We start from the raw sequence: 12687 nt of genomic DNA on the forward strand, positions 1-12687 counted from the left end.
ATGATCGCCGCATGGCGATCGTTATAGAAACCAAAGACCTGACCCGCATCTACAAGAGCTACCAAAAGCCCGAGGGATTTACGAATTCCCTTAAAGGCTTTTTCAACCGACAGTATCAGGAGAAAACTGCTCTTGATAAAACAACTCTGCAAATTGAATCCGGACAAATTGTTGGCTTGGTGGGCGCTAACGGCGCTGGAAAAACCACTCTGCTAAAAATGCTTTCAGGCCTGGTCACGCCGACCGGCGGGGATGCGAGTGTTTTGGGTTATCGTCCTTGGGAAAGAAAAAACGAATTCCTTCGTCAGATCAGCATTCTATTGGGACAGAAGAACCAGCTTTGGTGGGATATCTCCCCGGCTGATTCTTATGCGCTGTTAGCAAGAATTTATGACTTGGATCCGGCAGCTGCGCGCAAGCGTGTTGCTCATCTGGCCGAGATGCTTCAGTGCTCTCACGTTCTGCACACTCAGTTGCGTCGTCTTTCTTTGGGCGAGCGCATGAAGATGGAAATCATCGGTGCGCTTTTGCATGAGCCACAGATTTTGTTTCTGGATGAGCCGACTATTGGTTTGGACATCGTGGCCCAGGAAACCATTCGTGAATTTCTTGATCAATACGTGAAAGAAAAAGCGCCGACAATTATCCTGACCAGTCACTATATGGATGATATCGCCCAGCTTGCTGACAAATTACTTCTGATCAGCAAGGGCAATATCGTGTACCAGGGCACTGTCGATGAGTTCGTCGCGAACTCCAATAAAGAATTAGCTGAAAATCAAGAGGTCGATTTTGAAGAAGTCATTCGCCGTTTTTTGGAAACGGAATCTCGCATTCGCTAAGTTAGCTATCGTTAGCAACTTAGAGTACCGCCTGAATTATTTCGTCGACGCTGTTTTGCAGCCGACACTGACCACAGGAATTGAAGTCCTATTGTGGATGGCTGTCTTCCGTGGGGCAGCCACTGCCGAAATCGCTGGCTTCACCCGCGAGTATTATTTGGCTTACGCTTTGTGGGGCGCTTTCTTTGCGCGTATTTGCACCAGCTGGATGTACGAGTTCCGCATGATTCAGGAAATCGATTCCGGCAGTATCAACGCGATTCTGACGCGTCCGATGACTTACTATGAATATTATTTCTCGCAGTTGATGGGTTATAAATTCATCACGACTTTAGTTTCCATGGTAATTCCTGTCGTGGCGATTTTGGCTTTTTCGCTACCAACTAAATTTGAACGTCTGCCGATGGCCTTCGCGTTGGAATTTTATTACCTGATCCTGGTTCACTCAATCAGCTTCGTGGTGGCAGCTTGTGCTTTCCACTTAAATAAAGTCTATGCATTCACCGGAGCAAAAAACCTGGCGCTATGGTTGATGACCGGGGAACTTTTCCCCTTGGATTTGATGCCCGAGCCTTTGAAGTCCATCATGATTGCTTTGCCATTCAGTTCTGGTGTCTACGTGCCGGTGGGGTATTTGACGGGACGCCTGGAGATCTCTTCAGTGTATCAATCCTTCATTTCAGTCACGATCGGAATCGTGGTTGTAAATATCATTGGCGCCACTATTTGGAAGCGCGGGCTTAACGCTTACACAGGAACGGGAGCCTAAGATGACAGTGCTAAAAAAATACTGGTTTCTTTATATTTCCATGTTCCGCGCAAGCTTCATCGCGGATCTTGAGTACCGCGTGAACTTCCTGACCAGAATTGTGACGGATATCTTTTGGTATATCGCGCAGATCATGACCTTTGAAGTTTTGTTCATGCATACGCAACTGATCGGCTCCTGGAATCTGGCACAAATGCGCGTCTTCCTGGGAGTGGTGTTCGTCGTCGACGCCTTGTACATGATTATTCTGTCTGAAAACCTAGATCAATTTTCAGAAAAAGTTCGCAAAGGCGACTTGGATTTGCTGTTGGCAAAACCCGCAAATTCACAGTTTATGATCAGCCTGCAAAAAGCTTCTACTCCTGCGATCGGCAATCTGGCGATCGCAACTTCGTGGTTTATCTACAGCATGACTCAACTGCCTGGTTTCGAATGGATTCGTCTATTTTGGTTGATCGTCCTAATTCCAACCGGACTGGTCGCTTTATATTCCATGCGTTTCACCATGGCCGCCACCGCCGTAATTTTCGCAAGATCCGAAAACCTGCAATTCATCTGGTATCAAATCTATCGCCTGGGCATGCGCCCCGATTCAATCTACGTCCCATGGCTAAAATGGGCCCTGCTAACCGCACTCCCAGTAGGAGTCATAGCCAGCGTCCCAGCGAAAGCCCTACTGGAGCCAGCATCCTACGGCCTCTTCGCCTGGGCCGTCGTTCTGTCGGTTGTGCTTATCTATGGAACCAATAAGTTCTGGCAATTCGCTTTAAAAAACTATTCCAGCGCCAGCTCCTGAAGAATCTGGCCCAAAGAAAAATTATTTGCAGGCTTTGGAAGTACCGTGAGCACCGCCTTGACCCAGCAGATATTGAACGCCTTTGGCATCAACAGCCAAAACAAATCCGGAGTAGTCTATAATGTACGAAGTAGCATCAACCAGTTTTGTTTCAAGATTATAAAAGCTCTGCATCTCTTTAAGATCAGATGCACTCGCCTCTAATATTTCCATGACTTTAAAGGATTCTTCCACAGGGTTCGAATTGTCACGGGCAACTAGAACCTTTCCAATAATGGACATTTCTACAGATTGAGTTCCATTTTTCACATTACATACTTTAACCGATTTAACAGAAGCTGACGCTGCACCTGCAACCAGGAACATCAAAGCAAAAACCAAGTTTTTCATAAATTATCCCTTTGAATTTGAAGTTAGCGGGATTCTACCAAGAAACGACACATGCACGGATGTCGGATTTTTTGCTTTAGAAATTTTGTCCGATTGTTCATTAGTTAGACATGGCTTGATCGAAAAGGAAGGCGTACTACCCGTACGCCGACGACGAGCAACGCCGTCAGCTGGCGTTTATATCTCGTTCCGTCTAAGAAAGTGGGAGTCTGGTTTTGCTTTAAGCCGGATTCTGTCCAATTCCCCGGGTCCCATGATTGTCCCAGGAAAAATAGATGATCATTCCTCTAGGAGCGACATTACTGTCGCCCTCAAGCGATCTTACCCGGTGACTACGGGCTGGCCGCCCTACTAGTGTCACCCTATTTGATCTTGCTCCGCGCAGAGTTTGGCTGTTTTCACTCCGGCGGCTCCCCTGACCCTCCCGTTCCCGGTGTCAGGCTCAATGCCCCGGACATTCTCTCTGTTCCACTGTTCCTTACATTACTGTAGAGGGGCGTTACCCCTTGCGCTGCCATATGGAGTCCGGACTTTCCTCCCTAATATCAAGTATTTGAGTATTATTAGAGCGATCATCCGCAAAACCGACGGGTTTTTTAACACCCTCCGGCAAAAAGCGCAAGAGGGTTTTCATCGACCCATATTTATTTTACTTTCATCTGACTTACTTAAAAAGGAATTTTATATGAAGATCTTTGCATCTCTGATCGCGTTTGCTGTGACTTTGGCTCTAACTGCTCCTGCTTTGGCAGAAGGCGGCGGTCCTACTCACCACACGAAAGAAGAGCTTAAAGAGAAAATGAACATGCTATTCCCTGAGAAGAAGCTTGATCCACAGGCTCAGCTTATTCCAGCTAAGCCTGAATTGACGAGCCCTGAATACTTCGCAGCTATCAAGGGTGAGACTGTTACCTTGAAATGGAATGAAGCTAAAGACGCTCAGGAATACCACGTTCAAGTTGCAACTGATCCTAACTTCAAATGGTTGGTGGCAGACGATCAACACGTTAAAGCGACTACTTTTGATGTTTCCAAACTAGAAGCTGGTAAACACTACTTTTGGCGAGTGGCTTCCGTAAGACCGAACAATTTCAGCTCACACCGCAAATCATACTTTGCAATGTCCATGTTTGAAACTCCGGCAGCTCCAGAAGCAGCTCCTGCAAAATAGCAGTCTTTGACGAATCAGGTTCGTCGTCTAAATTGGCCCTCATATACTTGCAGTTATGAGGGCTCTTTATTGGTTCCGCAACGATCTTAGAATACACGATAACGAAGCACTGACTTGGTTGTGCAATAATGCGCAGTCAGCTCTGTTCGTTTACTCATATCCTCTGAATTTCAGTCGTGCCGGTAAATTTCGTCGTAAATTTTTATTAGAGTCCCTGGCAAGCCTGCAAAGAGAGCTGGAAATTCGCGGTCACAATCTGGTGATCACCTATTCTCATCCAGAAGAAGTTCTTCCCGCACTGATCCACAAATATAAAATCGATGTGCTGGTATATACGGAAGAGCACACACCGGAAGAAATCCGCGAGGAAAAGCAGGTCCTGTCACGCATCGTGATCGACAATATCAAATCCTTTGATCAGCGAACGTTATTAAAAAAATCCGCTCTGCCATTTGCGGTTCACGAAGTGCCAAACACCATGGCCGAGTATCAAGTCTTACTGAAAGACATCGAGCCTGAGAAGGTTTTGCTGATTCCCCTGATCTGGCCAGAGTCCATCAGTACTGATGAGTTTGAATTGGATTTAAACCGGGAACTGCGGATGTTCATCACGCCTTCAAGATTCATCGGTGGAGAGTTGCAGGCATTGACGCGGTTAAAGGAATTCATCTGGGATAAAGATCTCTTACGCAGTTTCAAAGATCCAAACTCAGAACTGATGCATTTCGATGACAGCTCGAAATTTTCACCGTGGCTTTCAAATGGTTCCCTCTCGCCGCGCGTGGTGTATTGGGAAGTAAAAAGCTACGAAAAAGAACACGCAGTTAGTACATCCACGCAATGGATGTTGTTGGATCTGTTGCGCCGGGATTTTTTCAAATACTACGCGATGAAATTAGGTCCTTTCCTTTTTCAGGCCGATAACAATCCTGCGCATCAGCCCTTGGTGGATGACCGCCTTCAACAGGAACTTTTTAAAAGCTGGAAAATCGGTACCACAGGCAAAGAAGCGATCGACGGAAACATGAAGGAACTTAATGAAACAGGATTTCTTGCCTATCGCAACCGGGTGGAAGTTGCGAACTATCTGACTGGAACCCTAAGCCTGGATTGGCGTTGGGGCGCACGGTACTTTGAAGAAATGCTGATCGACTATGATGCCGCCAGCAACTGGGGAAATTGGAATTACACCACCGGAGTCGCGGAATCCGCGCAAAGACCCAACCATGGAGGATTTTATGACCAGCCCGGAATTTGAAAGCTTTGAGAACGAACAGATTGAGCACTACTTTAAATGCCCTTACTGTCATAAAAGCATTTCCATGCTGGTGGATATTTCAGAACCCGGTCGACAAACCTATGTTGAAGACTGCGAGATCTGTTGTCGTCCAATTCAGATCACTTACTCTGCCGATCAAGGGAAGCTGATCGACTTCGCAGCGCAAAAAATCTGAAATCGTGATTACAAAACTTTAACGCCCAAGAGCTTTTGTAATTTTATTTAAATGCAATTCTACAGATAGACTATCTACATGAACAAGTCGGCATATGAAGCCCTCGTAAATTCCCACGCCCTGATTGAGTTTGACCCGAATGGTACGATCCTTTGGGCCAACCGCAATTTTTTAAATCTGGTCGGTTACGAGATGGATGAAATTCATAATAAACCGCACTCGATATTCCTTCCCGATTTTGAACTGCATGAAACTGAATACAACGAATTGTGGGATACTCTGCGCTCGGGCAATCCTCAGGTGGGAGAGTTTAAACGTCTGGCAAAATCCGGCGCTGAAATTTGGGTTCACTGCTCTTATACGCCAGTTAAAAGTGACAAAGGCCAAGTGATAAAGATCTTAAGCATGGCCTTCGACATCACCGAGAAAAGACAGCTGGCCGAGAACCTGGAAAGAAAAAATCAGGAGCTTCTGTCCACCGCTGCCAAAGCGCGCGCCGCCACTTATGCGAAGTCAGTATTTCTGGCAAACATGAGTCATGAAATTCGTACTCCGCTAAATTCAATTATTGGAATCACGGATACTTTGGCAGAAACGACTTTGGATGGTCAGCAGTCTTCGTTTGTCGAAATTCTGCAACGAGCGAACTATCAGCTGATGACCATCATCAATGACGTTTTGGATTTATCCAAAGTTGAAGCTGGCGAGATCGTTCTGCACCTGCTGCCTTTTAGCCTTCAAAAAATTATCGAGGATATTCTTTCGATTCTTGATTTCCGCGCTAAGGAAAAAGGGTTGCAGCTAAAAGTTCAGGTCCATCCCGAAGTTCAATCTTTCTACATCGGGGATTCAGATCGCCTTCGCCAGGTTTTAATCAACCTGTTGAATAACGCGATCAAGTTCACGCACGCAGGTACGGTTACTCTGACCGTGATGGCGAACAATACACCACGACCGGGAAACCTCCTGTTCAGTGTATCTGATACGGGCATCGGGGTTTCCAAGCAAAAATTCAAAGATATCTTCCGTCCGTTTACTCAGGCAGATCCGACGACAACCCGCCGCTATGGGGGCACGGGGCTGGGACTTTCTATTTCGCAAAAAATTGTCACGCTGATGGGTGGAACAATCTGGCTTGAAAGCGAGCCCAACGTTGGCAGCACTTTTTATTTCACTGCCTCCATGCCGTCCACGACCGAGCGAAAAACCAGCATGCACAACCCACTGCAAGGCCGCTATCACTTGAACGATCTTCAGCACTATATCCAGGAAGAGCGCCTGCGCGTTCTGGTCGTGGATGATGTCGACGACAATCGAAACCTTTTGGGAATCTATCTGCAAAAAACCATTCACAGCATCGCCTATGCTGAAAGCGGAACTGATGCTGTGGAGCTTGTGGAAAAGAATGATTTCGACGTGATCTTCATGGACGTGCAAATGCCGGGAATGGATGGTCACGAGGCAACAATGCGCATTCGTGAAATCGAACGCGAGCAAGGTCGCCGCCCTTCACGCATTTTTGCCTGCACCGCCAACGCATTCGCAGAAGACATCGAGCGCAGCTTAAGCGCCGGATGCGACATGCATTTATCCAAGCCTATTCGCAAGGATACTTTAATGAAGGCAATTAATTCGTGCTTTTCTCTGACGGAATCAGCTGTTGGTTGATTCGGTGACGGTCCAATACCGTCTGTACTGACAGTCCCCCGGTCTCTTCAACCGCATAATAAACTTTTAAATCCTTCGGGGATTCGCTCCAGTCATAAATCATTCCTGCGCACATTTTGCAGGGCTTATGGGTGCTGTACAGTACGGCACCAGAAGGAATTTTACCGCCAGATTCCCTAAAGAATCTTTGCACCAGATTTACTTCGGCATGAAGAGTTTTATTTTTGGAATTGGAGTTAAATCCGTAAGACAAAATTTCGCCAGTCGATGAAATCAAGGCGGCTGCAATGCTTCGGTCATAATCATGCAAAACTTCACCGCGGGGAATTCTTGCTGCCAGACTCGCCACTGCTGCCAGACGCTGCTGGTGAGAATCTGCCTTCTGAAGTTTTAATTCGTCGCGAATCTGCGCCAACGAAGTTCGGTTTTCCGTATTCAAATGATGAACTGCACTTAGTGAGTTTTCACTGTGATCAATTTCGATAAAGTTCAGGGTTTCCGTGAAATAGGGATCTTGTTCTGGTTGAATCTGATCTGTGGCTCGCTTGGCGACGACTTTGACCATTCCCCGGCACATTTCGGTGAGTCTCTCCGTCGTGTAAATCCGCTGTCTTAAAATAAAAAAGCTGTGATCGATATGTCGATCAAACAACCCCTGTAGCAGTTTAACTACCGCTGAAGAGGGCGACAAAAGGTCTTTGCGATAGTATGAAAAGTAGACGGAACCCTTAAAAACCACGAAAGCCACCTCGAGGTTTTCCCTGGACAGTAAAAATGCTAGGTGGCTGGCCTTATTTTGGGCCTTTTTTTCATCGCTCATTTAAGAATTGGTACCATATCCCGTTATTTTTGTCTAAAACGAGCCTATGCAAATGATCAAAAACCGTCTGGAAAAAAACTATAAAAAACTGAAGTCATGGGCAGAGCGCGCGGGCATCGAAGCTTACCGTCTTTATGACCGTGATATTCCTGAGTATCCATTCATCGTGGATATCTATGGCGAACATTTTTTGATCTACGATAAAGGCGACAGCCGCGATTTAGAAAAGAACCACTTGCCTCATGTGATCGAGGCCTTACAAGCCTTATTTAAGGCCGATGAAGCAAAGATCATCGTAAAAAAACGCGAGCGCCAGGAAGGCCTAAAGCAATACGAAAAGTTGGATGAAAAAGAACAAACTTTTTCCGTGAAAGAGTCCCAGGCCCTGTTCAAAGTGAATTTGTACGACTACCTGGATACGGGATTGTTCCTGGATCACCGTCCAATGCGCCAAAAAATCTTTAAAACGGCCAAAGACAAAAAGTTTTTGAATCTGTTTTGCTATACCGGTTCGGTCAGCGTTTTCGCGGCCCTGGCGGGTGCCAGAACCACTTCCGTGGATATGTCCCAGACTTATCTGGGGTGGGCTCAGGAAAATTTTGAACTTAATAAAATTCCTGCGTCCCAGCACAGCTTCATCAATGCCAATGTTCTGGAGTGGTTGGCGCAGAATAAAGGTAAACCGGCGTTTGACATCATTTTCCTGGATCCACCGACGTTTTCAAACTCCAAAAAAATGCAGGACAGCTTTGAAGTCGAGCGCGATCAGGAGTTTTTGGTGGATTCCTGCATGAGTATGCTGGAACCCGGCGGTGTATTGTATTTCTCTAACAACAAGAGAAAATTCAATCTGTCAGCTGCGATTAAAAACCAGTACAAAGTTCGCGATATCTCCGAGGAAAGCATTCCACAGGACTTTCACGACAAGAAAATCCACGTCTGCTACGAGGTTCGTTCTCTGTAGGTTTTGTCTTTCAATTTGTGGCCAAAAAAGCCTTGCCCCCGGGGGTAAAAGGACCTATTACCCCCTAATAAGTAATGCACAAATTTCTAACATTTGGAGGGCACGGAATTGAATGCTTTAGGTCGCCATATTTTGGTTGAGTTCAGCGGGTGTAACGCTGAGGTGTTAAACGACGTTTCTATCATCGAAAGAAGTATGATTGAAGCGGCACAGATCGCAGGGGCTACTGTGATCAACTCGACATTCCACCACTTTTCCCCATGGGGCGTAAGCGGTGTGGTTGTTATTCAGGAAAGCCACTTGGCTATCCATACCTGGCCGGAATACAGATATGCAGCTGTGGATCTTTTCACTTGCGGCGAAACTGTGGACCCTTGGGTTTCTTTTGAGCACCTGAAAAAAGCATTCCAGGCAAATTACTCGGCGATCGAGATGAATCGCGGTTCTTTGCACGTGATCCAAAAAACTGATTTCAAACCTAAAACAATCCGCGAAAAGCCGACTTTTGATTTGTCCAAAGGCGTGCAAATGGAGCGCAACGTTTGGTTCACCGATAAGGACGAAAACCAGGCTTTGTCTTTGCGCTACACGGGTGATGTGTTGTTTGACGAAACTAATCCATTCCAGCGTGTGCGCGTTTTGGAAACTTACTCACATGGTAAGTTCCTGGCGATCAACAACATGGTGATGTGTTCCGAGCGTGATGAGTTTCATTATCACGAAATGATCACTCACCCGGTTATGCAGTCCCACGGGAAAGCTAAAAACGTTCTGGTCATCGGCGGTGGTGACGGCGGAACGATCCGTGAGCTTTTCAAATACGAAGTTGATAAAGTGACAATGGTGGAAATTGACGAAGCTGTGGTTCGCGCTGCCAAACTGCACCTTCCACACATCGCTTCCGAATTCGGCAATCCGAAATTGAATCTTATTATCGGTGACGGCATCCAGTTTGTGAAAGACGCGGCTCCGAACTCTTACGACGTTATCATCGTCGATGGTTCTGATCCGGTTGGGCCTGCAGAGGGCTTGTTCACAGCTGAATTCTATCAGAACTGCAAAAACGCTCTTAAAGAGGGCGGCATTGTGATCACTCAAGGTGAATCCCCAATGTTCCACGAAGGAACTTTTGTAGAGCTTAATAAATGTCTTAAAGGCATCTTTGGTCAAAGCAGTGTTCACACCATGCTTTTCCACGCAACGACGTATCCGTCGGGCATGTGGAGCTTGCAAATGGGTGTTAAGGGTTCTACTCACCCAGCAACTGACTTTAACAAAGACGGCGCGCGCCAATTTTCTAAGGCTAAGGGCCTGAAATACTACAATGAGGATTTGCACACTGCAGCCTTCTCATTGCCAACATTCGTTAAAACAATGTTGGGCCAAAACTAGTTCTCTTGCGGACTCCGCTTATTGGGCGGAGTCCTGCACAATTCTAAAAAGATAGACCGTCTTCCATTTTCAATATAGTTTCATTAAGGATTCCTCCGACCCAGTCGGAGACTTTAAGGACACTAGCTTTGACATCTTGGTCAAAGCCTAACAGGAGACGTTTATGTTCAAACTTCCTACACTTCCGTATGCAAAAACTGATTTGGCTCCTTTGTTCAACGAAGAACAAATGACTTATCACTATGACAAACATCACAAAGCTTATATCGACAACTTGAATAAAGCGATGGAGACAGACTCTTCTTTGAAAGGTAAATCCCTTGAAGAGATCGTTCTTTCTTCTTCTGGCGGTAACTTCAATAACTCGGCTCAAGCTTGGAACCACACATTCTATTGGTTCAACATGGCTCCAGTAGGCAAAGGCGGCAAAGCTTCTGCTGATCTTGAAACTGCAATCAAACGCGATTTCGGTTCAATGGACGAGCTAAAAGCTAAGTTCGTTGACGGTGGTATGAAAACTTTCGGTTCTGGCTGGATCTGGCTGTGCACAGATGCTTCTGGAAAATTGAGCCTGGTATCCACTTCCAATGCAGCAGTTCCATTCACTAACAACGGCCCAGCTCCAATTATGGTTGCTGACGTTTGGGAGCACGCTTACTACGTTGATTACCGCAACCTTCGTTTGAAATACCTTGAAACTTTCTGGTCTCAAGTAAACTGGGATTTCGTATCTCAATGTTACGCTTCCAAAAAAGTTCAAGACCTTACAAAAGCAATGACATAACCGTCATCGCAAAAAGGTACGGACACACTTTGTCCAAAAAAAGGGAGCTTAACAGCTCCCTTTTTTTTGCCCTCTAACAGCTCTGGATATTTCGAAAGACAAGCCCGCGGTTACTTTCCTTTCATACAACAGTTCCCTACTTGTCGCCTCCCACAGTTGTTTCACAATAAAGGCAACCGTAAGGAGGATTCCTATGAAAAACCTTATCGCCGTATTGCTGGTTAGCACTTTCTCCTGGGCTTCATTTGCTGCTCCCACGAATGCACTCGCGCAAAATCCCATACATGTAACCGAAGATGTTGTTATCGATTATGACTTTGGCGAGGTGGCCTTGGGCAGTGGAGGCTCACAGTCCTGGGACCTTTATGCTCCCGCAGATAAGGCCATTTACATCAGTCAGATTACCATCAGTGGCGCTGATTATTGGGCCGATACAGATTGTTTGGGATTTCTGGAAGCAGGATATTCCTGCAGTTTCACTTTGTTCTTTGTTCCAGCGCAAACAGGTGAATCCACTGGAACCGTGAAAATTATCGGAGACACAGACAGTGTCACTTTCAACGTAAAAGGAACCGGTGTCGAAGCTGCCCCTCAATAACCTAATTAGGTAACAGTTCCCTTTTTGTCCTGCCCTGCAGTACAAAAGGGAACCTGGCTTCCGCTTCTTACTTGTCGCAGGTTATTTTGGTCATTCCGTTTATTGCATTCTGATAGACGGCCCAAATGCCATTTTCATTTTGAACCCTTAAGAAGTCACATTTAACTCCGTCACAGCTTTTGCTGACGAAGGTATAGTCCCAGCCCACGGCGGTATCCCGCACGGTCACTGACTTCGGCACACCTTCGGTGCGTGCTTCGATTGCTTTAAATTTTTCAACCTGTTCACGTGTCAGAGCGATGACTCGGGCACCTGGTTTTGACGTAGACGTCATAATGAAATTGTTTCCGATTTGCTGAATACGCAATACGGACTGAATACATTGGCCGGTTTTTGTATAATAGGAATTATCCGACGTAAACGTATATCCTTGAGGATTAAAAGCCGCAAAGTTTTGAAGGAATGCACCGGATATCTGGTAACGGCGATCATCGATTCTTGCCAACCCCAGATACTCATGCAGAAGAATTGCCATGGCTCTGCTATGTACTTCAATCAGATCCAATCCACACAGCCTGTTGGAAACAAAAATTTCCTTGGTGTCTGGATAATTGATCGCATCTTTCATCTCTCCGTCCAGAGTGAGAGTTTCCGCGACGTAAAACTTAGCCTCGGAAATCTTTAACAAAAGAATCGTTTTCTGTTCTTCACTTAACAAATTTGGCATCGCCGACAGCATGCTAATCATTTTTTCTGTATTCTGAGTAATTGAAAGAGCACAGGAGTTTCCTCCCCCTCCGGTCCGAGGCCCTTCAACCTTGGATAAGGCGTCCATGTCTTTCAGTTTTCTATTGGCAGAGTTGGAAAGAATCAAAGTACCTGACGGGCGATTTTTCGCGACGGCGGAAACCTCTGGCTTGGAAGATTTTGCGAGCTGCGGGTCCACTTTTACAGATTCCGCTGCAAACGCGTTTAAAGCAAAAAACGTCACACAGGTGATTAGAACTTTTTCGCCAAAATGTCTGTAGGTCATAATAGT

The 12687-nt window shown here is 46.1% G+C and carries 14 protein-coding genes and 1 other RNA gene; 11 read left to right on the forward strand and 4 right to left on the reverse strand.

Annotated elements, in window-relative coordinates:
• Positions 1-11: 11 nt before the first annotated feature.
• From ACLWNV_RS16555 to ACLWNV_RS16565, 3 genes are read left to right on the forward strand one after another with little or no spacing between them, the layout of a single operon-like run.
• Positions 12-842: an ABC transporter ATP-binding protein gene (locus ACLWNV_RS16555; RefSeq protein WP_413585555.1), complete on the forward strand. Its 831-nt coding sequence runs from the start codon at positions 12-14 to the stop codon at positions 840-842.
• Positions 793-1611 (forward strand): ABC transporter permease, encoded by an 819-nt coding sequence (locus ACLWNV_RS16560; protein WP_413585556.1) that lies wholly within the window; start codon positions 793-795, stop codon positions 1609-1611. Before ACLWNV_RS16555 ends, ACLWNV_RS16560 begins: the two co-directional genes overlap by 50 nt.
• A 1-nt stretch (position 1612) precedes the next feature.
• A complete protein-coding gene (locus ACLWNV_RS16565) occupies positions 1613-2407 on the forward strand; it encodes an ABC transporter permease (RefSeq protein WP_413585557.1) in 795 nt (264 codons plus the stop codon).
• Between the two features lie 21 nt (positions 2408-2428).
• On the opposite strand, the gene ACLWNV_RS16570 is transcribed toward ACLWNV_RS16565, so the two are convergent.
• Together ACLWNV_RS16570 and rnpB are read right to left on the reverse strand one after the other, a co-directional pair.
• Positions 2429-2797: a hypothetical protein gene (locus ACLWNV_RS16570; RefSeq protein WP_413585558.1), complete on the reverse strand. Its 369-nt coding sequence runs from the start codon at positions 2795-2797 to the stop codon at positions 2429-2431.
• Positions 2798-3002: 205 nt separating this feature from the next.
• Positions 3003-3385: RNase P RNA component class A (rnpB, locus tag ACLWNV_RS16575), an RNA gene on the reverse strand.
• Between the two features lie 97 nt (positions 3386-3482).
• Between rnpB and ACLWNV_RS16580 the strand changes: the two genes are divergently transcribed.
• The 4 genes from ACLWNV_RS16580 to ACLWNV_RS16595 all read left to right on the forward strand — a co-directional run bounded on the left by ACLWNV_RS16580 (position 3483) and on the right by ACLWNV_RS16595 (position 7090).
• Positions 3483-3968 carry a fibronectin type III domain-containing protein gene (locus tag ACLWNV_RS16580; protein ID WP_413585559.1) on the forward strand — a complete coding sequence of 162 codons (486 nt, stop codon included), beginning with the start codon at positions 3483-3485 and terminating at the stop codon, positions 3966-3968.
• A gap of 55 nt (positions 3969-4023) precedes the next feature.
• Positions 4024-5226: a DASH family cryptochrome gene (locus ACLWNV_RS16585; RefSeq protein ID WP_413585560.1), complete on the forward strand. Its 1203-nt coding sequence runs from the start codon at positions 4024-4026 to the stop codon at positions 5224-5226.
• Positions 5207-5422: a CPXCG motif-containing cysteine-rich protein gene (locus tag ACLWNV_RS16590; RefSeq protein ID WP_413585561.1), complete on the forward strand. Its 216-nt coding sequence runs from the start codon at positions 5207-5209 to the stop codon at positions 5420-5422. Before ACLWNV_RS16585 ends, ACLWNV_RS16590 begins: the two co-directional genes overlap by 20 nt.
• Positions 5423-5500: 78 nt before the next feature.
• Positions 5501-7090: an ATP-binding protein gene (locus tag ACLWNV_RS16595; RefSeq protein ID WP_413585562.1), complete on the forward strand. Its 1590-nt coding sequence runs from the start codon at positions 5501-5503 to the stop codon at positions 7088-7090.
• On the opposite strand, the gene ACLWNV_RS16600 is transcribed toward ACLWNV_RS16595, so the two are convergent.
• Positions 7050-7910, reverse strand: a complete 861-nt coding sequence (locus ACLWNV_RS16600) for a Bd3614 family nucleic acid deaminase (protein ID WP_413585563.1) — start codon at positions 7908-7910, stop codon at positions 7050-7052. The two genes, ACLWNV_RS16595 and ACLWNV_RS16600, sit on opposite strands and share 41 nt — an antisense overlap.
• A gap of 46 nt (positions 7911-7956) precedes the next feature.
• Here ACLWNV_RS16600 and ACLWNV_RS16605 point away from each other — a divergent pair, with 46 nt between their 5' ends.
• The 4 genes from ACLWNV_RS16605 (at position 7957) to ACLWNV_RS16620 (ending at position 11648) form a co-directional block, all read left to right on the forward strand.
• Positions 7957-8874, forward strand: a complete 918-nt coding sequence (locus ACLWNV_RS16605) for a class I SAM-dependent methyltransferase (protein ID WP_413585565.1) — start codon at positions 7957-7959, stop codon at positions 8872-8874.
• A gap of 108 nt (positions 8875-8982) precedes the next feature.
• The gene (speE, locus tag ACLWNV_RS16610; protein ID WP_413585566.1) at positions 8983-10266 is read left to right on the forward strand and encodes a polyamine aminopropyltransferase; all 1284 of its coding nucleotides are present in this window, start codon (positions 8983-8985) and stop codon (positions 10264-10266) included.
• A 163-nt stretch (positions 10267-10429) separates the two neighbouring features.
• Positions 10430-11050 (forward strand): superoxide dismutase, encoded by a 621-nt coding sequence (locus ACLWNV_RS16615; protein ID WP_142701738.1) that lies wholly within the window; start codon positions 10430-10432, stop codon positions 11048-11050.
• Between the two features lie 193 nt (positions 11051-11243).
• A complete protein-coding gene (locus ACLWNV_RS16620) occupies positions 11244-11648 on the forward strand; it encodes a hypothetical protein (RefSeq protein ID WP_413585567.1) in 405 nt (134 codons plus the stop codon).
• 67 nt (positions 11649-11715) lie between these two features.
• Here ACLWNV_RS16620 and ACLWNV_RS16625 read toward each other — a convergent pair whose 3' ends face one another.
• Complete coding sequence (locus ACLWNV_RS16625) at positions 11716-12681, reverse strand: hypothetical protein (protein WP_413585568.1); 966 nt, start codon at positions 12679-12681, stop codon at positions 11716-11718.
• Positions 12682-12687: the final 6 nt, after the last annotated feature.

It is taken from the genome of Bdellovibrio sp. HCB274 (assembly GCF_047306075.1).
GTDB lineage: Bacteria > Bdellovibrionota > Bdellovibrionia > Bdellovibrionales > Bdellovibrionaceae > Bdellovibrio.

Excerpts from the sequence above, each read along its gene's own strand:
- ACLWNV_RS16600 (WP_413585563.1), bottom strand. The coding sequence starts at position 7,910 with ATGAGCGATGAAAAAAAGGCCCAAAATAAGGCCAGCCACCTAGCATTT.
- ACLWNV_RS16605 (WP_413585565.1), top strand. The coding sequence starts at position 7,957 with ATGCAAATGATCAAAAACCGTCTGGAAAAAAACTATAAAAAACTGAAG.
- ACLWNV_RS16555 (WP_413585555.1), top strand. The coding sequence starts at position 12 with ATGGCGATCGTTATAGAAACCAAAGACCTGACCCGCATCTACAAGAGC.
- ACLWNV_RS16565 (WP_413585557.1), top strand. The coding sequence starts at position 1,613 with ATGACAGTGCTAAAAAAATACTGGTTTCTTTATATTTCCATGTTCCGC.
- ACLWNV_RS16620 (WP_413585567.1), top strand. The coding sequence starts at position 11,244 with ATGAAAAACCTTATCGCCGTATTGCTGGTTAGCACTTTCTCCTGGGCT.
- ACLWNV_RS16615 (WP_142701738.1), top strand. The coding sequence starts at position 10,430 with ATGTTCAAACTTCCTACACTTCCGTATGCAAAAACTGATTTGGCTCCT.
- ACLWNV_RS16580 (WP_413585559.1), top strand. The coding sequence starts at position 3,483 with ATGAAGATCTTTGCATCTCTGATCGCGTTTGCTGTGACTTTGGCTCTA.
- ACLWNV_RS16585 (WP_413585560.1), top strand. The coding sequence starts at position 4,024 with ATGAGGGCTCTTTATTGGTTCCGCAACGATCTTAGAATACACGATAAC.
- ACLWNV_RS16590 (WP_413585561.1), top strand. The coding sequence starts at position 5,207 with ATGACCAGCCCGGAATTTGAAAGCTTTGAGAACGAACAGATTGAGCAC.
- ACLWNV_RS16570 (WP_413585558.1), bottom strand. The coding sequence starts at position 2,797 with ATGAAAAACTTGGTTTTTGCTTTGATGTTCCTGGTTGCAGGTGCAGCG.
- ACLWNV_RS16625 (WP_413585568.1), bottom strand. The coding sequence starts at position 12,681 with ATGACCTACAGACATTTTGGCGAAAAAGTTCTAATCACCTGTGTGACG.
- ACLWNV_RS16595 (WP_413585562.1), top strand. The coding sequence starts at position 5,501 with ATGAACAAGTCGGCATATGAAGCCCTCGTAAATTCCCACGCCCTGATT.